Origin of the sequence: Leptotrichia wadei (assembly GCF_007990545.2) — a bacterium.
Classification (GTDB): domain Bacteria; phylum Fusobacteriota; class Fusobacteriia; order Fusobacteriales; family Leptotrichiaceae; genus Leptotrichia; species Leptotrichia wadei.
The window spans coordinates 692,568-714,962 of sequence record NZ_AP019829.2; the positions used below are offsets into that span (position 1 = coordinate 692,568).

At 28.5% G+C, this 22,395-nt stretch carries 22 protein-coding genes; all 22 read left to right on the forward strand.

The annotated features are described in order from the left end of the window. Positions 1–325 precede the first annotated feature (325 nt). The 22 genes from cls (at position 326) to FVE73_RS03310 (ending at position 22,245) form a co-directional block, all read left to right on the forward strand. The gene (gene cls / locus FVE73_RS03205) at positions 326–1,933 is read left to right on the forward strand and encodes a cardiolipin synthase (RefSeq protein ID WP_018499200.1); all 1,608 of its coding nucleotides are present in this window, start codon (positions 326–328) and stop codon (positions 1,931–1,933) included. A 32-nt stretch (positions 1,934–1,965) separates the two neighbouring features. Next, on the forward strand, positions 1,966–3,042 hold the full coding sequence (gene truB / locus FVE73_RS03210) for a tRNA pseudouridine(55) synthase TruB (RefSeq protein ID WP_018499201.1): 1,077 nt from the start codon (positions 1,966–1,968) through the stop codon (positions 3,040–3,042). A 33-nt stretch (positions 3,043–3,075) separates the two neighbouring features. After that, the gene (locus tag FVE73_RS03215) at positions 3,076–4,659 is read left to right on the forward strand and encodes a hypothetical protein (RefSeq protein ID WP_018499202.1); all 1,584 of its coding nucleotides are present in this window, start codon (positions 3,076–3,078) and stop codon (positions 4,657–4,659) included. 79 nt (positions 4,660–4,738) lie between these two features. Beyond that, complete coding sequence (ruvC, locus tag FVE73_RS03220; RefSeq protein ID WP_018499203.1) at positions 4,739–5,308, forward strand: crossover junction endodeoxyribonuclease RuvC; 570 nt, start codon at positions 4,739–4,741, stop codon at positions 5,306–5,308. 42 nt (positions 5,309–5,350) lie between these two features. After that, positions 5,351–5,812, forward strand: a complete 462-nt coding sequence (locus tag FVE73_RS03225; RefSeq protein ID WP_018499204.1) for a tRNA (cytidine(34)-2'-O)-methyltransferase — start codon at positions 5,351–5,353, stop codon at positions 5,810–5,812. Between the two features lie 30 nt (positions 5,813–5,842). Further along, positions 5,843–6,712, forward strand: a complete 870-nt coding sequence (gene thyA, locus FVE73_RS03230) for a thymidylate synthase (RefSeq protein ID WP_018499205.1) — start codon at positions 5,843–5,845, stop codon at positions 6,710–6,712. Between the two features lie 85 nt (positions 6,713–6,797). After that, positions 6,798–7,316, forward strand: coding sequence for a dihydrofolate reductase (locus FVE73_RS03235; RefSeq protein WP_018499206.1), 519 nt, complete (start codon positions 6,798–6,800; stop codon positions 7,314–7,316). A 21-nt stretch (positions 7,317–7,337) separates the two neighbouring features. Continuing rightward, a complete protein-coding gene (locus FVE73_RS03240) occupies positions 7,338–7,898 on the forward strand; it encodes a TetR/AcrR family transcriptional regulator (protein WP_018499207.1) in 561 nt (186 codons plus the stop codon). Between the two features lie 28 nt (positions 7,899–7,926). Continuing rightward, entirely contained in the window at positions 7,927–8,607 is a 681-nt protein-coding gene (locus FVE73_RS03245) for a lysophospholipid acyltransferase family protein (protein WP_018499208.1), read from the forward strand. A 38-nt stretch (positions 8,608–8,645) separates the two neighbouring features. After that, entirely contained in the window at positions 8,646–10,547 is a 1,902-nt protein-coding gene (gene metG / locus FVE73_RS03250) for a methionine--tRNA ligase (RefSeq protein WP_018499209.1), read from the forward strand. 179 nt (positions 10,548–10,726) lie between these two features. Beyond that, positions 10,727–12,118, forward strand: coding sequence for an SEL1-like repeat protein (locus tag FVE73_RS03255; RefSeq protein WP_018499210.1), 1,392 nt, complete (start codon positions 10,727–10,729; stop codon positions 12,116–12,118). A 118-nt stretch (positions 12,119–12,236) separates the two neighbouring features. Then, a complete protein-coding gene (locus FVE73_RS03260; RefSeq protein ID WP_018499211.1) occupies positions 12,237–12,731 on the forward strand; it encodes a TlpA family protein disulfide reductase in 495 nt (164 codons plus the stop codon). 192 nt (positions 12,732–12,923) lie between these two features. After that, positions 12,924–14,021 (forward strand): RNA-guided endonuclease TnpB family protein, encoded by a 1,098-nt coding sequence (locus FVE73_RS03265; protein WP_146997829.1) that lies wholly within the window; start codon positions 12,924–12,926, stop codon positions 14,019–14,021. Between the two features lie 275 nt (positions 14,022–14,296). After that, positions 14,297–14,560, forward strand: a complete 264-nt coding sequence (gene rpsO / locus FVE73_RS03270; protein WP_018498570.1) for a 30S ribosomal protein S15 — start codon at positions 14,297–14,299, stop codon at positions 14,558–14,560. 69 nt (positions 14,561–14,629) lie between these two features. Then, positions 14,630–15,505: a lysophospholipid acyltransferase family protein gene (locus FVE73_RS03275; RefSeq protein WP_018498571.1), complete on the forward strand. Its 876-nt coding sequence runs from the start codon at positions 14,630–14,632 to the stop codon at positions 15,503–15,505. A 105-nt stretch (positions 15,506–15,610) separates the two neighbouring features. After that, positions 15,611–16,012 (forward strand): hypothetical protein, encoded by a 402-nt coding sequence (locus FVE73_RS03280; RefSeq protein WP_018498572.1) that lies wholly within the window; start codon positions 15,611–15,613, stop codon positions 16,010–16,012. A gap of 12 nt (positions 16,013–16,024) precedes the next feature. After that, entirely contained in the window at positions 16,025–17,599 is a 1,575-nt protein-coding gene (gene rny / locus FVE73_RS03285; RefSeq protein WP_018498573.1) for a ribonuclease Y, read from the forward strand. Positions 17,600–17,872: 273 nt separating this feature from the next. Beyond that, on the forward strand, positions 17,873–18,652 hold the full coding sequence (locus FVE73_RS03290; protein ID WP_018498574.1) for a TIGR00282 family metallophosphoesterase: 780 nt from the start codon (positions 17,873–17,875) through the stop codon (positions 18,650–18,652). A gap of 21 nt (positions 18,653–18,673) precedes the next feature. Then, entirely contained in the window at positions 18,674–19,597 is a 924-nt protein-coding gene (gene prmA, locus FVE73_RS03295; protein ID WP_018498575.1) for a 50S ribosomal protein L11 methyltransferase, read from the forward strand. Positions 19,598–19,669: 72 nt separating this feature from the next. Further along, positions 19,670–20,329 carry a (d)CMP kinase gene (gene cmk, locus FVE73_RS03300; protein ID WP_018498576.1) on the forward strand — a complete coding sequence of 220 codons (660 nt, stop codon included), beginning with the start codon at positions 19,670–19,672 and terminating at the stop codon, positions 20,327–20,329. Positions 20,330–20,553: 224 nt separating this feature from the next. After that, a complete protein-coding gene (locus FVE73_RS03305; protein WP_018498577.1) occupies positions 20,554–20,835 on the forward strand; it encodes an HU family DNA-binding protein in 282 nt (93 codons plus the stop codon). Between the two features lie 258 nt (positions 20,836–21,093). After that, entirely contained in the window at positions 21,094–22,245 is a 1,152-nt protein-coding gene (locus FVE73_RS03310; protein WP_232058527.1) for a 3-deoxy-D-manno-octulosonic acid transferase, read from the forward strand. The last annotated feature ends 150 nt before the right edge of the window (positions 22,246–22,395 follow it).

The window sequence follows — 22,395 nt, forward strand, 5'->3', positions numbered from 1 at the left end:
GAGTTTTAAAAAGTACAGCTGGCAGATTTGGTGAGTGAAATCATTGAATTTGTCCGTCGTACTTTTTTTATTTTGATTTTTTTATAAAATTCAATATTATGCTATTTTACATTAAAATAGCAGCCTGGTTATGAATTTCTTTGCAAAAGGTCAAGATTTTTTGTTAGCGAATAATATAATTTCTATTTTTAAATAGAGTTTAACATTATTAGTATTAAATTTTTTTATTCATTGAGATAGAATGATTGAAAATCTTTGTTAAAAATGATAAAATTATAGAGTATAAGCAGAGAAATAAATTTAATAATTAAGAGAGGAAATTATAATGCATGAATTGGCTATAATCATTTCAACTTGGGTAATTCCGTTTGAGAGGATACATTATTTGATAATTATTATTCTGGCTGTGGCAGTGCTTTTGTCGGACAAGTCACCAAATGCGATGCTTGCTTGGATTTTTACAATTTTTACATTTCCATTGGGTGGAGCAATTTTATATCTTTTGTTTGGGATTAATTGGAGAAGGAATAAGATAATTTCAAAAAAGATGAAAGGTGAAGAAAGAAAGCTGTTTTCAAGACTTTTTAACTTTATGCAGAGAGATGTATCGGATATTTTCAGGTCACAGGACTTTTTTTATTATAATCGGTTAAAAAATATAAATGAAAATGTTGATAAAATGTCTGAGTCTGAAATAAAAGAAAAAATTCAAGGTCAAATTGACACGATGATAACAAATATTGGACTTCCCGCTCAGCAAAAAGAAATTGTCAAAATGCTTTACAATTCTGAAGGGACTTTCTTGACAAATAATGATTCGTATAAATTATTTTATGATGGAAAAGGAGCTTTTGATTCTATTTTGAAAGATATCGAAAATGCGAAAAAAACAATTTATATGGAATATTTTATTTGGAGGGCTGATGAGTTGGGAGAAAGAATAAAAAATGCACTTATAAAAAAGGCAAAGGAAGGTGTTAAGATAAAGCTGCTTTTTGATGGAGTAGGAACATGGAAGTTGCCGAGAAAGTATAAAAAGGAACTTAGAAGTGCTGGAATTGAAATAAGATGGTTTTTGGATGTGAAATTTTTTATTTCCAAGATGAATTATCGAAATCATCGTAAAATAGCCTTAATTGACAATAAAATAGTTCATACTGGCGGAATGAACGTGGGGCAGGAATATATAGATGGTGGAAAGCGGTTTGAAAGTTGGAGAGATACGAATATTAGAATTACTGGGGAAATAATTGGACAGTATCTTGCAATTTTTGTAACAGATTGGTTAAATAGTGGTGGTAAGTACAGTTTTGGTGAAGATGTAAAGGGTGAGGCAGTTCACGAATTGGAAGAGCAAAAGCCGATTGATAAGCAGAAAAAACTAGAATATTTAATGCAGGTTTCTTCGAGTGGACCTGATACAGAATGGACGACTTTGAAATATTTGTATTCTAAAATGATTGCAACAGCAAAAACGGAAGTTTTGATTCAAAGTCCTTATTTTGTGCCTGATACAGATTTGATTTCACAGTTGAAAATGGCGGCTCTTTCGGGAGTAAAAATAAAAATAATGATTACAGGAGTACCTGATAAAAAGATGCCCTATTGGATTGCAGAAACTTATTTTGCAGAATTGATAGAAGCTGGGATTGAGATTTTTAGATATAAGGCGGGATTTTTACACAGTAAAAATGTAATCGTAGATGAGAAAACATCTACGATGGGAACATGTAATTTTGATATGAGAAGTTTTGAGATAAATTATGAAGTGAATTCAGTATTTTATAGTGAAGAGATTAGCAAAGATTTAAAGGCACAGTTTGGAAAAGATTTGGAAGTGTGTGAAAAATTTGATGAAGCAAGATTAAAAAAAGTGACTTTCAGAAAACAATTGAGAAACTCTATATTCAAGTTAATTTCACCAATAATGTAAATAAATTATAATAATTGTGGGAAGGAAGAAAAATGGAAAAAAATTTCACGAAGGATGGGCTTATTCTTTTGAATAAAAGTAAGGGAGTAAGTTCATTTGCGGCAATTAATGAGTTAAAGAGAAAAATAAGGGCTAAAAAGGTCGGTCATGCGGGAACATTGGATCCGATGGCTGAAGGACTTATGATTGTTATGATTAATGATGCAACAAAATTTTCTGATGACTTGATGAAAAAGGAAAAGGAATATTATGTTGAAATGGAACTTGGATACAAAACTGATACTTATGATCTGGAAGGGACGGTCGTTGAAAGATATGAATCTGAAATAAGTGTAAGCAATGCTCAAATAATAAAAGTTATAAATAGTTTTAGAGGGAAAATAAAGCAAATTCCGCCAATGTATTCAGCAATAAAAATAGACGGGAAAAAACTTTATGATTTGGCGAGAAAAGGTGTGGAAGTTGAAAGAACAGAAAGAAATGTTGAAATTTCAGAAATTAGAAAAATAAAAATTATTCGTCCAGATAAAAATTCAAAAGATGCTCGAAATATAAAAATTTCATTTTATGTAAAAGTTAGCAGTGGAACTTATATCCGTTCTCTAGTTTACGATATTGGGGAAAAATTGGGAGTTTTTGCTACGATGACAAGGCTTGTGAGAACTAAAATTGGAAGATTTGAAATTGAAGATGCGATTGATTTGGAAAAGGCTGAAGCTGAAATTGATAAATTGAAGGAATTAGTGGAGGCTAAAAGAGAAAGTGAGTCATTTTGGGCTACAAAGAGTGATGCTGCTATAAGAGCTGAAAAGATTAGAGAAATAGTGTGTTTTGTTGAAATAGAATATGTGCTTGACTATTTCGGGATAAATGTTTCCAATGAGAAATATGGAAAATTGAAAAATGGAATGACAGTTATTGACACATTTAAAAAATTTGAAAATATAAGTAAAGAAGTTAATATGAGAAAAAACATTAAAGAAAATCAGAAATTTAAGATTTATGTGAGAAATAAAAATACAAATGAACGGGAATTTCGTGGAATTGTAAAAATTGTAAATATTAAGGGAGATAGAATTTATTTAAAAAGAGATAAATATTTTTTGTAACTTTCAGAATTTGAAAAGTGGTGATAATAATATATGAAGAAGTCAAATAAATATGTATTTGATATCGAAGTTTTTCCAAATTATTTTTGTATTGTGTTGAAAAAGTTGAATGATGAAAAAATATTGATTATCGATTCAGATAATTTTAATCGTCAAAAAAAACTTTTATATAGAGTCATTTCAAAAAACGTGTTAATTTCCTATGGAGGACACAGTTTTGATGATATTGTAATTAATGACCTTTTAAAATACAGAAATTCAAATGTAAATAGAAATAAATTAAACAGTGAAATAAAAATAATAAGAAATATGCCAAAAAATGAATATAAAAATGAAAATCACGAATTCAATTCGTATGACTTGGCTTATGAGTATAGTTTAAATCTTGGAGTAAAGGGGTTTGAGTTTAATTGTGGAGATAATATTGAAGAGCAGGATTTTGCCAACTTTAATTATGTAATAAAAAAAAATATATATGATAAGATTGTTGATAAGGTAATTGATTACTGCATACAGGATGTTTTGGCAACTGAAAAAATGTATAATTTTATAATTTCAGAAGAAAGTAACTGGGATGAAAAGGAAAACTTGTTAAATATACTTACAAATGGCAATTATAGCAATAATATGAAACTTAAAAGGAAAATAAAATATTTAAATTATAATAATGACAAACTTGTGACCATGCTTTTGGATCAAAATTCTGATAATTCTAGCCAGTCTAAAATAAATTATTCTAAAAGGATGAAGATGGATGATTATGATAATTATCTTCAAAAAAAAGTATATGAATTAACAATAAAAAAAGACCATTTGTATGAGTGGCTGCTTGAAAATAAAATATTTTATGAAAAGGATAAAAATATAATAAAAAAAATACCGAAAGATTTGCTTTTAAAATCATCATTTGTAAAAGATGTTTTAAATAGATATAGAATAAGTATTGTAAAAAGAATAAAAAGAGTTTTTGCAAGAGAAGGTATTGAAATGGTGGGAGCATCAGAAAATGATATTTTTATAACAAATGTAACTGATGAACTTTTAAGTAAAATAAAAAACAAGATAAATCATCAATATCAAGATATTTTTTTAATAAGAGATATTGATAAATTTTTAAAAAATAAAAGTTCTATTTTGTATAAGGTGAATGATAAAGTTAAGGGCATCAATGAATATCACTACAGCAAGTTAATTATGCCAAAAAATCATAAATGGATTTCAGAAATTTTAAAATTATATTTTTGGGAAAAACAGGAAATAGAAACAGCAGTAAGAAAAGTTTTTTCAGAAAATCCTGATATATTCTTTATGTATGCTTCTGTTTACGAAGACATTTATGCTTGTGATGAAAATGGAAAAATGGAATTTGAAAGTAATAAAGTGCTAGATAAGTTTAGAAAATATCGGCTATATTTTTCAAAAACGGGATTGTATAAGGTTGTTATTCGTAAAGATGAAAAATATTATGAAAAATATGGTTTTGGAGATATTAACGATAATTTATATAAAGTGAGGAACGTTGAAACAAGCGTAAATGAATTTGAAAATTATGAGGATATTGACTTGAAAAGCTATATTGACTATACTCAAAATTATATAGAAAAATATTTTGAATAACATATACGGATATCTTGCATACAAACTTTAGGTATGATATAATTAAAAAATAAAGAAGCAGGGAAAAATAAGGAGAAATATGAGAATTTTAGGAATAGATCCTGGTACAGCAATAGTGGGATACGCTGTTGTAGATTATGAAAATGGTGATTATACTCCACTTGATTATGGATGTATTTTTACAGATAAGGATGAGGATATGCCTATTAGGCTGGAAAAAATTTATGATGGACTAGAAAATATTATAAAACTCTGGAAGCCAACAGATATGGCTATTGAAGACTTATTTTTCTTTAAAAATCAAAAAACAGTAATAAAAGTAGGACAGGCTCGTGGAGTAATAACTTTAGCAGGACAAAAAAATAAGCTGAATTTATATAGCTATACTCCGCTTCAAGTAAAAATGGGGATTGCAAGTTATGGAAGAGCTGATAAAAAGCAAATTCAGGAAATGGTAAAGCTAATATTAAAGTTAGATGAAATTCCAAAGCCTGATGATGCTGCAGATGCACTTGCAATCGCAATTACTCATATCAATTCCAAAATAGGATTTGGTGGATTTAACAGAGGAGATAACATTACAAAAAAATTAGATAAAATTACTTCTAATCGAATAAAACTAGAAGACTATAAAAGATTAATGAAATAAATTTATATAATGAAAATTTAAATAGAAGGAATGGTAGATAAAATGAACATAGTTCTATTAAATCCAGAAATACATGTAAACACAGGAAATATTGGAAGAACCTGTGTCTTAACAAATACAAAGCTGCATTTAATAAAACCTCTAGGCTTTGAACTGGATGATAAAAAAATAAGACGTGCAGGACTAGATTACTGGAAAGATGTACAGCTTTTCGTATGGGAAAATTTGGAACATTTCTGGAAAGAAAACATCGAAACCAGCAATGCAAAAATCTATTTTGCAACGACAAAAACAAAACAGAGATATACAGACGTGAAATTTGATGACAACGATTATATAATGTTTGGACCTGAATCACGTGGAATACCTGAAGAAATATTAAATAAATATAAAAAAAATAATATTACGATTCCAATGTTGCCACTTGGAAGATCGCTGAATTTGTCCAATGCTGTGGCGATTGTGTTATTTGAGGCATTAAGACAGAATGATTTTCAATATTAAGATTAGAGATAAAAATTATTAGGAGAGAGAATGAAACAATATTTGGATATGGTCAAGTATGTACTTGACAATGGAGTGAAAAAGGAAAACAGGACAGGAGTTGACACAATTTCAACTTTTGCTTATTCATATAAAGTAGATTTGAGCAAAGGGTATCCACTTTTGACAACTAAAAAAATGTATTTTAATTCAATGCTGCATGAGTTGTTCTGGTATTTGTCGGGGGAAGAGCATATTAAGAATTTACGAAAAAAGACAAAAATATGGGATGCGTGGGCAGATGAAGAAGGAAGGCTTGAAACTGCTTACGGAAGATTTTGGAGAAGATATCCAGTTCCAGAAATTGCTTTGGGTGGAGAAGTGTTTGCAGATGAGAATAATCCTTGGACAACGAGAGAAGAAAATGGACAATTGGTATTTGATCAAATTCAATATGTAATTGATACTTTAAAGGAAATGAAAACCAATCCTAATCATAAAAATGGAAGAAGAATGATTGTAATTGCTTGGAATCCAGGAAATGCGACAATAAGTAAGTTGCCGCCGTGTCATTATACTTTTGCATTCAATGTTTTAGGAAATAAATTGAATTGCCATTTGACTCAGAGAAGTGGAGACATTGCACTTGGAATACCCTTTAATCTGGCTTGCTATTCGTTGCTTACAATGATGATTGCAAAAGAGTGCGGTTATGAAGTTGGAGAATTTGCTCATACAATAATAGATGCTCATATTTATGAAAATCATATTGAAGGATTGAAGGAGCAGCTGACAAGAAAACCGCTAAAACTTGCCAAAATTAAGATTGCAGATAAGCCGTTTAATGAATTGACATTTGAGGATATTACGCTTGAAGATTACGAAAGTTATCCAGTTATTAAATTTGAAGTTGCAGTTTAAAAGAATGATTTTAAATTGTGCATTATTAGTTAGAAATTTGTGATTCAAATAATTGAATGAATAAAAAAATAAAAAAGGAGCTATGATGTTTAGTTTAATAGTTGCTATTGGGAAAAATAATGAAATTGGAAAAAATAATCAGCTTTTGTGGCATATTCCTGAAGATTTGAAAAACTTTAAGAAAATAACGACAGGAAAGACGGTTATTATGGGAAGAAATACTTATAAAAGTATAGGTAGAGCTTTACCGAATCGAACAAATATAGTTTTATCTAGGAATTTTTTGGAAACAGATGAAAAAGTTAAAGAAGATAAAAAAAAATATGAAAACGAAACTACAAAGCTAGAATTTTTTAATGATTTTCAGAAGGTTATTGAAAAATATAAAGATTTACCAGAGGAGATTTTTATTATTGGGGGAGGCGAGATTTATAAAAAATCGCTTGAACTTGGGATTGTGAAGAGAATTTATATGAGTCGTGTTGATTTTTCTGATGATGAGGCAGATGCTTATTTTCCAGAAATAGATTGGGGAAAATGGGTAACTTTGACAGAGGAAAATTATGATGGCTGGAAGTTTTGTATTTATGAAAAAATAAAATAAATATCTAAAGAGGAGAAGACAATGCCTAGGCTTAAATTCACAAAAGAAATAGTAGTTGAGGCTGGATATGAATTAATGAAAAAGGAAGGCTTTCAAAATGTGAGTGTCAGAAAAATTGCAAATTATTTAAAATGTTCCACGGCACCAATTTATTTTAATTTTAGAACGGTTGATGAATTAAAGGAAGAAATTATAAATATGTGCAAGGAAAAATTAAAAAAATATCTTTACGGAGATTATTCAGAAAGAAAAATTTTAAGTGGAGCTATTGGATTTGTAATTTTTGCTAGAGAAGAAAAGGAATTATTTAGAACAATTTTTCTTGATACTACTGAAAGATTTGAAAAACTTTATGAAATGACGCTTAATGAGCTTTTAACAAAAGAGAATTTACATGAAAGTTTTCCAGCTTTGGAAAAGGAAGAAGCTAAAAAAGTTATAAATAAATTATGGTATTTTTTATTTGGATATGCAACTATGCTTTGTACAAGGCTTGATGAAGATTACAGAAAAAATGAAACAGATGAAGTCATAGAAAATAAAATATCAGAAATAGCAAAATATTTTCAGATGAAAATCTAAAAAAATAGTAAAACAAATGGGAGAAAAAATGAAAAGATATAAATTTTTAGGGGCGTTTCTTCATTTTATATACAGAATGCTTAGTTTTATGACTAGAAGGGAATATTTTTTTGCAGATGGAGTGGAAATGAATAATCCAAATATCGTTGTTTTTTGGCATAGAAAAATTTTTACAGTTTGTAGTGCTACACGGATTATTAAAAAAAAAGCTTCCATCGTAAGTGCATCAAAGGATGGAGAAATATTGGCAGAATTGCTTAGAAGAGAAGGAAATGAGCTAATTCGTGGATCTTCAAACAAAGATAATATAAAAAGTTTAAAAGAAGCTATGAAATATGCTAAAAAAAAATATACTCTTGGTATTGCAATAGATGGTCCAGCAGGACCTATTTTTGAGCCAAAGTCTGGTGCAATCTTTATAGCAAAAAAAACAGGAATGCCAATTGTACCAGTTAGCTCCTATTGCAGTAAAAAGTGGATTTTTAAGAACATGTGGGATAAACTTGAAATACCAATGCCATTTTCAAGGTGTGTTCATTATGTTGCAGAGCCGTTTTACTTGACTCGGGAAAGTTCTATGGAGGAATCAATAGAATTGGTTAAAGAGAGAATACACGAAGCTGGGTACAAAGCATTTGAGATTTATAATAAAAAATATAATAAAAATAAAAAAATTGAATTTAACGAAGAAAGTTTTGGAAAAGAATAAAATATAAATATTTTTATAATTATAAGGAGGAATAAAATATGTCAAAATCGTTTTATATAACAACGCCAATCTATTACCCTAATGCGGCACCGCATGTGGGAACAGCTTATACAACAATAATTTGTGATATGGTAGCGAGATATAAAAGATTAGCAGGATATGATGTTAAGTTTTTGACTGGAGTAGACGAGCACGGACAAAAAATTCAAGAAGCAGCAGAAAAAAATGGATATACACCTCAACAATGGGTTGACAAAATGTCATTAAATTTTACAACTTTATGGGAAAAATTAAATATTTCAAATACTGATTTTATGAGAACTACTCAAGAAAGGCACATTAACAGTGTTAGGGAAATTGTAAAAAGAGTTAATGATAATGGAGATATTTACAAAGGTGAATACTGGGGTAAATATTGTGTTTCAGAAGAAACTTTTGTTCCTGAAAATCAATTAGTTGATGGCAAGTATATGGGAAAGGAAGTTATTGATGTAAAGGAAATTTCATATTTCTTCAGATTGTCAAAATATGAAGATGCATTATTAAAATATATTGAAGAAAATCCTGAATTTATTAAGCCGGAAGGTAAAAAAAATGAAGTAGTTGCATTCATAAAACAAGGACTTCAAGATTTGTCCATTTCAAGAACAACTTTTGACTGGGGAATACCATTAGAGCTGGAAGAGGGACATGTAATTTATGTTTGGTTTGACGCTTTGACAAATTATTTGACTGGAGCGGGATTTGCTAAAGATCCTGAAGAGTTTGCAAATATTTGGACAAATGGTACTGTAAATCATGTTGTTGGGAAGGATATTTTAAGATTTCATGCTATTATTTGGCCTGCTATGCTTATGTCAGCTGGAATAAAATTGCCTGATACGGTTGCAGCACATGGGTGGTGGACTGTTGAAGGAGAAAAGATGTCTAAATCGCTTGGAAATGTTGTTAATCCTGAAGAAGAAGTGGAAAAATATGGACTTGATGCTTTTAGATATTATTTGATGAGGGAGGCGACTTTTGGACAGGATGCAGATTATTCTAAAAAGGCAATGGTTCAGAGAATAAATGCTGATCTTGCAAATGATTTAGGGAATTTACTTAATAGAACGATTGGAATGCAAAAAAAATATTTTAATTCAAAAGTTATGTTAAATGAAGTTGAAGAAAATTTTGATGTGGAAATTAAAGAGCTTTGGGAAAATGTATTAATTGACTTGGATAAACATATAAATAATTATCAATTTTCTGAAGCATTAAAAGATATTTGGAAATTTATTTCAAGAATGAATAAATATATTGATGAATGTGAACCTTGGAAACTTTCAAAAGATGAAAATCAAAAGGATAGATTGTCAACAGTTATGTACAATTTAGTAGATTCACTTTATAAGATTGCAGTGATAATTTCACCATTTATGCCTGAAACTGCACAAAAGATGATAAGTCAATTGGGACTTGACAAAGATGTTACTAAATTACATTTAGATGATGTTAGAGAATGGAAGAGTTATCCTGTTGGAAATAAATTAGGTGAGGCGATTCCATTATTTCCTAGAATTGAATTTGAAGAAGATCCTAAAAAAGAATATAATGAAGATTTAAAAATTGAAAATCCAATTACGATAGATGATTTTAACAGAATTGAAATAAAAGTTGTTCAAATTGAAAAAGTGGAGAAAATTGAAAATGCAGATAAACTGTTAAAATTCATTGTAAATACAGGAAAAGAAAAAAGACAGATTATTTCAGGAATTGCAAAATGGTATCCAAACATGCAGGAGTTAATTGGTAAAAAAGTTCAGGCTGTGTTAAACTTAAAACCAGTTGAACTAAAAGGGGAACTTTCACAAGGAATGCTTTTAACAACAACAGAAAAGAAAAAAACTAAACTAGTAATTATAAATGATGAGATAAAAGTTGGAACAACTGTAAAATAGATAGTTTTAAATTAATTGAAATAATAATTTATTTTAAATGACAGAGTTATTGCAATTTATATTTTGTAATCAGTATTAACTCTTTATTATCAATAAATAGAAAAAATAGTGAAGCACAAGAAAAGAAAAAGGGAAAAAGTGGGGGTAATTTTTTAACGAATAGGAAATGTGATAAAAATATGAAAAGATGTATATATATATTATTTGTGTTATTATTTTTAGCATCTTGCTCGAAAACCGATGCTGGTTATGATGCACTTGAAAAAGGGCTTATTGGAATTTTAGAAAAAAAAGACTATGAGTATATAATGAAGAATATCAATGAAGCAGCAAAGGAAGGAAATGAAGATGTATATGGACTTGCCTATACTTACCTTGCTGAAAATGGAAGTATGTTTTTTAATAAATATATGAAAAAGAGTAAAGGAATTGCTGAATATTATCAGGCTCTTTTATTACAGCAAACCAATGGAGATGAACTTCAAATTCTAGATCTTTTGGAAAGTTCAGCAAAACAGGGGAATATAAAGGCATATTATATGATTGGAAATATATATGAAAACAAGCTGCAGTTTACAAAGGCGCAAGAATACTTGAAAAAGGGCAGAGATGCTGGAGAAATTTATTCACTTTATTCTTACGAATATAATAAGAAGTTAATGAAATTTTATAAACGGATAGAAGAGCTTAATCAGAAATTAAATGATGGAACAATTACAATAGAGGAAAAAAAGGAGCTTGGAACTTTAGTTTTGGAAAAAGTTTCAAATCCAGAAAAAGCTTACGATATTTTAAAGGATTTTCTGTCTGAAAATTATTCTCCTGCACTTTATGCAAAGGCAAAATTATTGGAAAATGATGATAAGGAAGAAGAAGCTGTGCAAATTTATAATCAAATATTTACACAGAATAAATATTATTTGGCAGCATTTGAACTGGCTTCACGGCTTGTAAAAGATCAAAAGAATTATAATTTGGCATTGAAAATATTAGATGATACAAACTCTGATGAAGTTCTTATTTTGGGATATAAAGGATTTATTTATGAAAACCTGAAGGATTTTTCAAAAGCTGAAGAATTTTATCAAAAGGCTGCAGATAAAGATGACATTGATGCAATGAACTATCTTGGTCGTTTATATGAAACTCAGAAAGAAATGAAAAAGGCTAAAAATATTTATAACAAAGCATATATGCTAGGTTCAATTTCAGCTGGATATAAACTTGCCTATATTCTTGAAGATGAAGAAAAAGAAAAAAATCCTGTAGATAATAATGACAATGAACCAGCAAAACGAAATAAGGAAGCTAAAAAAATACTTGAAAGACTTGCAAATAGTGGAGATGACTATTCGATGGTAGATTTAAGCCTTTATTATCCTGAAAATGATAGAATGGTCAGAATTTTGAATCTGGAAGCAGCTGCAAAGCTGAATACAACTGCATTTTACAATTTAGGAGTTTATTATTATAACAAAAAAAATAAAGATAAGGCAAAATTTTATTTTAAAGTTGCTAAAGAAAATGGATATGATATTGGAGATGTCTTTAGTGCTTATATAGCCGAGTAGCAATATTTAAGTTTTTATGTACAAAAATAAATGTTTTCATGGAAAATTCTAATAGATATGATGTATAATTACTAAATTATTATAATAATAAAATTTACGAAAAGGAGAAAACTTTAAAATGAAAAAGATAATTTTAATGATATCGATGCTTTTATTATTTGTAGTATCGTGTGGAACAAAGGAATTTAGTGTTGATGTGGATGGAAAAGGGAAAGTTCCTGACTTTGAATTGAAGGATCTTAATGGTAAAAGTGCTAATCTTGGTAAAATTATGAAAAATGGGAAAAAGACTTTGTTTATTATAGCTGCTGAATGGTGCCCTCATTGCAAGGAAGAATTGCCTGAAGTTCAAAAATTTTATGATGCAAATAAAGATAAAGTAAATGTGATTGTAGTATTTACAAATAATAATACTAATCTTGGGAAAACTCAAACTTATGTAAAGGATAATGAATATACTTTCCCAGCATATTATGATGAAGATGGAACAGTTACACGTGGATTTGCAGTTGATGGATTTCCGTTTAACTTAAAAATAAACAATGGAAAAGTTGATGAAAAACTTGAATTGCCAGTTGACTTTGACTCATTGACAGCTTCTTTTGGAAAATAGTTTTATTTTAAGGTTATTACGTTCAAGATTAAAAAAGATAGCAAGAAGTCTCCGACTTCTATAAGTGGGAGATGAATTGCTTTTTTTGTAAAAAAATTGAAAAAAGGATATGTCTATGATACAATTTTTGTGTAAAATATTGAAGAGAAGTCATTAAAAATAATATTCAAAATCAAAAGGAGGTGTAATTTTATGAAATATAATTTAGCATTCAAATACAGAATTTATCCAAATAAAGAGCAGGAATTATTGATAAACAAGACTTTTGGATGTGTTCGTTTTATTTACAATACAATTTTGTATACTGCGAATAAAATTTATGAAGAAACTGGAAAAAATAAAATAATTACACCTGCCAGTTTGAAAAGTGAAAATCAATTTTTAAAAGAAGTGGACAGTCTAGCACTTTCAAATGCTCAATTAAATGTAAGACGATCGTTTACGAATTTTTTTCATAAGAGAGCGAAGTTTCCAAAGTTCAAATCTAAAAAGACTAGTGTTAAAAGTTATACGACAAATTGTGTGAACAATTCGATACGAATTGAAGAAAACAAATATTTAGTTTTGCCAAAATTGAAAAAAGTGAAATTGAAATATCATAGAGAAATACCAAAGAATTATAGAATAAAGTCGGTAACATTGACAAACAGTAATGGAAATTACTATGTTTCTATTTTGACAGAATTTGAAAAAGAAATTCAAAAAATGCCAAGTAGTGATAAAGTAATTGGACTTGATTTTTCAATGTCTGAATTATTTGTCAGTTCTGAAAATCAAAGGGCTGATTATCCAAAATATTTTAAGATGTTGGAAGAAAAATTAAAGAAATTACAAAAATCATTGTCAAGAAAAGTAAAATTTTCTAAAAATTGGTATAAACAAAAAGAAAAAATATCAAAATTGTATGAGTATATCAAAAATTGTCGAAGAGATTTTTTACATAAATTATCAAAAAAATTATCTGAAGCGTATAATGCTGTGGTTGTTGAGGATTTGAATATGAAAGGGATGAGTCAGGCATTAAATTTTGGTAAACGTGTAGGAGATAATGGATGGGGAATGCTTTTGAGGATGGTTGGGTATAAACTGATGTTTTTAGGAAAGCAATTTTTGAAGATAGATAAGTGGTTTCCATCGTCGAAAACTTGTAGTAAATGTGGAAATGTTAAAGAGAAACTGAAATTATCAGAAAGAAGTTATAAATGTGAGTGCTGTGGGATTGAAATTGATAGAGATTACAATGCAGCATTGAATATAAAAGACATTGGAAAATTGATGTTGGAATATTAGGAAAATAAAAGAAGACAGGGTAGGAACTACACCCGAAGAGCTTGGTAAATATATTTGGCTAGCAAAAGCAGATACTTCCCAAGAAGCTCCCGCTTCTAAAAGCGGGAGTAGTTCACTAATAAGGGATTTTACAAAAATACTTTAAAATAAAAAATAAAAATCTTTACAAATACTAAAATATATGATAAAATAACACTTGAATTTAAATTTATACTATGAATATAAGTTTGCCGCTATATTCTTGGTTTAAATAATAAATATTAGGAGGAAATAAAATGGCATTGAAACAAAAAAAAGAAATTATTGAAGCATTTGGAAAAAATGCTCAAGATACAGGATCTGCAGAAGTTCAAGTTGCACTTCTTACAGATAGAATCAGTCATTTGACTGCTCATTTAAAAATACATCCTAAAGATATTCATTCAAGAGTAGGATTATTAAAAATGGTTGGTAAAAGAAGAAGATTATTAAACTATATTAAAAATAGAAATGTTGATGATTATAGATCATTAATCGAAAAATTAGGAATCAGAAAATAGTAATTGAAGTAAAAGAGCGTATTTGTGTATGCTCTTTTTTTAAAAATTTTAAGGAGTTCATGTAAATAGATGGAATATAAAGTGAGTGAGAAAATAACAGGATTTTTTGTAATTTTGTTAAAAAAAGTATTATCAATTTTTTCTCTTAAAATTAGATACAAAATTTTTGAAGGTTTTGGTATTCTTGCATATTATCTTGTAAAAAAAAGACGAATGCTTGCGATAAATAATATAAAAAATGCTTTTCCTGAAAAAGAAAAAAAGGAAGTTGTGGAAATTGCGAAAGAATCGTATAAGACAATGGGAAAAATGATAATGACTTCGATTTTCTTAGAGGAGATTACGAAAGATGGAAATACTGTTGTGGAAAATGAAGAACTAATGAGATGGGCTTGTGAAAATAATGAAAAAGCAGTTTTAATTGTATCTCTTCATTTAGGTGGTTTTGAAGCTGGAAGTAAGATGCGAAATATTAGAAAGTTTTATGCTGTTTTTAGAAATCAGAAAAATAAAAAAATTAATGATTTAATGGAAAAATGGCGTAAGGAAGGTGGATTAAATTCGTTGCCTTTACATAATAATGAAGCACTTAGTGGGGCAATAAATGAAAAGTCAATTATTGCACTTGCTTCGGATCATTATGGAAAAGATGTGAATGTAACGTTTTTTGGACGAGAAACGACAGGAGTTGCAGGACCTGTATTGCTTTCAATAAAATATAAAATACCGATAGTATTGGCTTATGCGGTATTTGATGAGAATATTGTGAAAGTTGTAAATAAAAAAATTATTCAAATTGAAAAGCAAAATAAATTAAAGGAAACAATGCAATTTAATATGCAAAAAATTTATAATGAATTTGAAGAAATTATAAGAGAGTACCCTGGACAATATATGTGGCAACATAACAGATGGAGAAATAAGAAAAAATTAAGAAAGAAATAGATAAGAAAAAAATAAGTGGCGAAAAAAGTAAAAATTTATTTTTTCTAACTTGAATATGTGAAAAAATTATGATAGAATTAAATGACGAAGTTTTTGGAGGAAAATATGAAAAAATATTTATGTCTATTTATTTTGTTAATTCTAACAAGCTGTACAACTTTAAGTTCTACTGTAAACAATGTATCTCAAGTTGAAGCAGGTAAAATTAATGCAGAGATAACAAAAATTACTGAAGATTTTAAAAATGCTGCCAGCTTAAATGAATATGATAAATTAAAAGAAGTTTTTTTACCTACATTTAAAAATAATATTATTGTAAAAAAAATACAAGAATACGATCTTTCAGGATTGACATTTGTTTTTTCCGATGTGAATGTCGTATCAAAAAATAAAGCAAATAGTATGATGGTAATTAATTTTGCCACATCGAGCAATTATTATAAATTAACTTGGAAAAGGACAGATGACAATTTGTGGAAGATTTCAAATGTAGCTGAAAAAAAATAGGAAGGGAGAAAAATGAGCATATCAATAGCAGTTTTGTTGATTGTTATTTTTTCTTTTTTAACTTTTTTTATAGCTTATTTTTTTGGAAGTTCAATTTTTAAAAAGAAATATGGAGATTTGAATGAACTAGAATTAAAAATCGTTGATGCTAAAAGAAGACTTGAAACATCAAAAAAAGAAGTTGAAAGAGAAATTGAATCGTTTAGGAAAGAAGAAACACTAAAAGTAAAAGAAGAATTGTTAAATGAGAAAAAGATAGCAGACGACGAAATAAAAAAAATGAAATCAGAGCTTGCCATTAAGGAAGAAAGAATTGCCAAAAAAGAGGAAACATTAGAAACCAAAATGGAACGTCTGGAGGAGAAAGAAGCTAAAAGTGATAAACACCGTGAAAAATTATTCCGCAGAGAAAAAGAACTGGAAGAAATGATTGCAAGTGAGGAAAAAGAATTGGAAAGAATCTCAGAATTGACACAAGAGGATGCTAGAAAAATCATCTTGACTAAATTGGAAAATGAGTTAGATCATGATAAAGCTGTGTTAATTAGAGATTATGAGTATAATTTAGACAGGGAAAAAGACAGGATTGCCAAGAGAATTATTTCTACTGCAATTGGAAAGGCTTCTGCTGATTATGTTGTAGATTCAACAATTTCAGTTATCCAACTGCCGAGCGAAGAAATGAAAGGTAGAATTATAGGGCGTGAAGGTAGAAATATAAGAGCTATCGAAGCAGCAACTGGAGTTGATTTGATAATTGATGATACTCCTGAAGCAGTTGTATTATCTTCATTTGATGGGGTAAGAAGAGAAGTAGCTAAAATCGCACTTGAAAAATTAATTTCAGATGGACGTATTCATCCAACCAAAATAGAGGAAGTCGTAGCAAAGGCACAGCATGAAGTGGATGAAAGCATATTAGATGCGGCAGAACAGGCTATTCTAGAAGTAGGTATTCCAACATTACCACGTGAAGTACTGAAAGTATTTGGACGATTAAAATTCAGAACCTCTTTTGGACAAAATATTTTACAGCATTCAATAGAAGTTGCACACATAGCGGCGGCATTAGCAGCAGAAATCGGTGCAAATGTTGATATAGCTAAAAGAGCAGCATTGCTACATGATATTGGAAAGGCTTTTTCACACGAACAGGAAGGTTCACATGCTTTAAATGGCGGAGAATTTTTGAGAAAATTTTCTAAAGAAAGTGAAATTGTCATAAATGCAGTAGAAGCACATCATAATGAAGTTGAACAGTTAAGTATTGAAGCAGTAATAGTGCAAGCTGCAGATTCAATTTCAGCTTCAAGACCAGGTGCAAGACGTGAAACATTATCAAATTACTTAAAACGTCTCGAACAATTGGAAGAAATTGCCAATAGTCATGAAGGAATCGAAAGTTCGTATGCAATTCAAGCTGGAAGAGAGTTGAGATTAATAGTTCGTCCAGATAATATTGATGATGACAAGGCTACAATATTGGCAAGAGATGTGGCTAAAGAAATTGAAGAAAAAATGCAATATCCAGGACAAATAAAAGTTACTGTTATTAGAGAAACTAGAGCTGTGGAATATGCAAAATAGTAAAAGATAATAATAAATTAAGAATAGAGTTAATCCATTAAAAAATATCCTTTTAGAGAGTATTCAAAATTTTTGTAAACTTGAAAATAGAGATAATTTTATTTTGGAGACTCTTTTTTTATCATAAATAGAAAAAATAAATTAATAAAAACTATAAAAAAATGATAATATGTAGTATAATAAATATCATATAATAAAACTATTTGGTAATTTAACTATATGAGTTTATTATTTAGTTAAGAGAGAATTGAAGATGTAAAGGAATGATTTTAGATGAAATTTTTAATAATTGGAGATGTTGTTGGAAGACCTGGTAGAAATACACTATTTAAATATTTAGAAAAAAGACGGCAAAATTATGATTTTATTATTGTAAATGGAGAAAATTCTGCTGGTGGATTTGGGATAAATGTGAAAATTGCAAAGGAAATGTTTGAACGTGGAGTGGATGTTATAACTTTGGGAAATCATAGTTGGGATAAAAGGGAGATTTATCCTTATATTAATGAACAGAAAAATTTGATTAGACCTATTAATTTCACGAAAGAAGCTCCAGGAAATGGTTATACAATTGTAGAGAAAAATGAGATAAAAGTAGCAGTTATAAATGCACAATGTAAAGTATTTATGCCGCCAATTGCCTGTCCATTTTTGGCAGTTGAGGAAGTTTTGCCTAAAATAAAGGAAAAAACAGATATTATTGTGCTTGATTTTCACGGAGAAGCTACTTCGGAAAAGCAGGCAATGGGATGGAATTTAACTGGAAGAGTATCGGCAGTTTATGGAACACATACACATACTCAAACGGCTGATGAAAGAATATTACCTGGAGGAACCGCTTATATTTCAGATATTGGAATGACAGGAGGACATGATGGTATTTTGGGAATGAATAGAAGAGAAAGTATTCAAAGATTTAAAGATGGAATGCCAACAAGATATTCTGTATGTGAAGAAAATTTAAGAATTAATGGAATTGAACTGAAAGTAGATGAAAAGATAGGAAAAGCAGTTTCTATAAAACGTGTAAATATGGGATACGATGAAATATAAAAATAGGGGAAAAATTTAAGAATGAAGTGGATAAAAGTAAAAGTAGACTATTTTTCAGATAGTTTAGAAAAAACTAAAGCAAAATTAGTAAATATGTTTAATGAAATTGGAATTAATCAAGTTGAAGTAATTGATTACTTTTCAGAAAATGAACTTGACTATAATGCAAATTTTTCTAGTAAAAATGATGTTTGGAGCATTATTGGATATATTGTAGATAATAGATTTGCAAATACAAAATTAAATATTATTTTTAATAATTTAAAAGAATTTATGGAAAGTGAAAATGAGTTTATATATGAAATTTTTACAGCTAAATGTAACGATGAAGACTGGCAAGATGAATGGAAAAAGTATTTCCATACTGTAAACATAACTGATAATATTGTGATAAAGCCCAGCTGGGATGAATATGAGCCGTCTGATAACGAAATTGTAGTTGAGATTGATCCTGGACTTGCTTTCGGAACTGGAACACATGAAACAACTTCACTTTGTGTGGAATTTTTGGAAAAATATGCCAAAAATAAGAAAAAATTGCTTGATATTGGATGTGGCTCTGGAATTTTAATGTTAATTGGGAAAAAATTAGGTGTAGAAAAAGTCGTTGGAATTGACATTGATGAAAAAGTAAATGATGTTGTACTGGAAAATTTTTCTAAAAATGGAATAAATGACAATTTTCAAGTAATAATTGGAAATCTTGTAGATAATGTAAATGAAAAATATGACCTGGTTGTTTCAAATATTTTGGTGGATGTTTTAGAAAAACTGCTTGAGGATATAGAGAAGGCTTTGGAAAAGGGGGCTATAGTTATTTTTTCTGGAATTCTAAATGAAAAAGAAGAGGCGTTTTTAAAAAAGGCTAAAAATTATAATTTGAAGCAGATTGACAGAAAAGATAAGAATAATTGGGTGTCGCTTGTTTTTAAATATGAGAGTTAATCGAATAAAAAATTCAAGTTGTTCTAAATATATTTAATAAAATAAATTAATAAAAGTAGAAAGTGAGAAAATATGATAATTGCTATTGATGGTCCAGCTGGAAGTGGTAAAAGCACCATTGCAAAACTAATTGCAAAGGATATAGGGCTTGTTTATCTCGATACAGGGGCTATGTATAGGCTTGTTACGTTAAAAGCTTTGAATGAGGGGATATTTGGGAATGGTAAATTAAGTGATTTGGAGAAAATAAAAAAACTGCTTGATAATCTCAATATTGATATTAAGGAAAATGGTTTTTATCTTGATGATGTTGATGTAAGTGAAGAAATTAGAAAGCCGATTATTTCAGAAAATGTGTCGGATATTGCGGCAGTTCGAGAAGTACGAGAAAAAATGGTGGATTTACAGAGAAAGTTTTCCAAATCAAAAAATGTTATTTTAGATGGACGTGATATTGGAACAGTTGTTTTTCCAAATGCAGATTTGAAAATATTTTTAGTTGCTGATGCAAAGGAAAGGGCTAAAAGACGTTACAAGGAACTTGTTGAAAAAGGTGAAAATGTTGAAATTGAAGAAATTTACGATAATATTTTAAAAAGGGATAAAATTGATTCTACACGTAAGGAAAGTCCGTTAAAGAAAGCAAAAGATGCAGTTGAAGTGGATACGACTTTTAAAAGTATTAAAGAAGTGAAAAATGAGATTTTAAAAATGATAAATGTAAATATTTAATTATAATTTTTGTTTTGTAAAGTGTTAGTTTAAACTTATAAATAATTGTTATAACTTTAATAATTATTTTAGGTTTATTTTTTTAAAATTATAAGATACGTAGAATATATAAAAAAGAGAAAAAAATCAAAAAATTTGAAAAAAATACTAGACAAATATTGAAAATAGTGTATAATAATCTAGTAATTTAATAATTTAAAGAATAAAGCGGAGGTTTGATTAATATGTCAAAAAAAGAATTTGTAGATGCTTATGCAAAAGCTACAGGAGAAACTAAAAAAAGAGCAGAGGAATTGGTAAACCAATTTTTAGATAGTGTGGAAGAAGTATTATTAAATGGAGATTCAGTTCAATTTGTTGGATGGGGAACGTTTGAAGTAAAGGAAAGAGCAGCAAGAACAGGAATTAATCCACAAACTAAAGAAGAAATTCAAATACCTGCAAAAAAAGTTGTTAAATTTAAAGTAGGTAAAAAATTAGCTGATAATGTAGCTGAAGGAAAATAATGACTTTAAATTAGCGCAAGAATACTCGTAACTTTAGTTATGAGAATTTCAGGTAAACTGATAAAAGGCTATTTCTAAATGGAAATTCATTAGGAGATAGTCTTTTTGCTTAAAGATGAGTAAAAAGTGAAATTAAAAGATAGGTGAAATATGGTTTTATATAATTTATTAAGGAATTTATTGTATTTTGTAATAATGATTTTAGCAATATTTAATATTAAATTACTAAAATTTTTTAAATCTCGATTATTTCAAAAAATGGAAAATGATGATTTTTTAAATAATGGTGAAGAAGCAATTTTTATTCATTTTTCATCGGTTGGAGAATTCAACTTGACAAAGGAACTTATTTCAGAAATATTAGAGGAGAAAAAGACTGGAAAAAAAGAGAAGGTTATTCTTTCTGTTATGACAAATACTGGATTTGAGGCAGTTAGCAAAGAATATTCTGAAAATGGGAATGTAAGAATATTTTATTTTCCACTTGATGATTTTCTTGCAATTCGTAAAATTTATAAAAAATATAAAATAAAAAAGACAATAGTTATAGAAACTGAAATTTGGCCGAATTTATATTATTTTGCTGCTAAAAATGGAGAATTATTCATTGCCAATGGAAGGCTTACAGAAAAAAAATTAAAATCATATCTAAAATTTGGCTGGATTATTAAAAAAACTATAAATCGTGCAAAAAAAATAATGGTACAAAGTATTTCAGATAAGGAAAGATATGAAAGACTGGGAGTTCAAAGGGGTAAAATTAAAGTTTATAAAAATTTAAAATATTCAATTAAATATAATAAAATCTCAGAGATTCAAAAAAAAGAATATTATGATACAGTTGTAGATAAAAATAAAAAAATAATTGTATGCGGAAGTACACGTTTAGATGAGGAGAAAATTTGGCTGGACATTTTAAAAAAAATAGATACAAATAATGAATATCAGTTAATTATTGCACCAAGACATTTGAAACGGATTAGCGATATTGAAAAAATGATTTTGGAAAGATATTCAAGAGATGATTATTCTTTATTTACAAAGATTAATAAAAATAAAAAAAATGATAAAATAACGAAATATAAAAAAATAGTTATAGTCGATAAAATGGGAATTTTGACTGATTTTTATCAATTAGCGGATTTTGTATTTGTTGGAGGGACGCTTGTAGATATTGGTGGGCATTCAATTTTAGAGCCGCTTTATTATGGGAAAAAGCCGATTATTGGGAAATATTTTCAAAATATTGAGGAAATTGTAAAGGATGCTAAAGAACTTGGATTTGTTAAAATTGTGGAAAATGAAGATGAAATTGTTGAATATTTGAAAAAGTTTGAAAATATTGATACAAGGGAATTTTTTGAAAAAAATAATGAGATAGGTAAAATATTGGATGAAATTTTATATTAATTTTATAATGTTACTTATCAATTTTGATAATAAATTATTATAATTTTTTTAACAAAAAAGTAAAATTTTTATTAGTTTGTATCAAACTTCAATAAAAAGAAACAGTTTGTTATTAGTTTCTTTATACGGAGGGTCTTGCTCTCTTGTCAT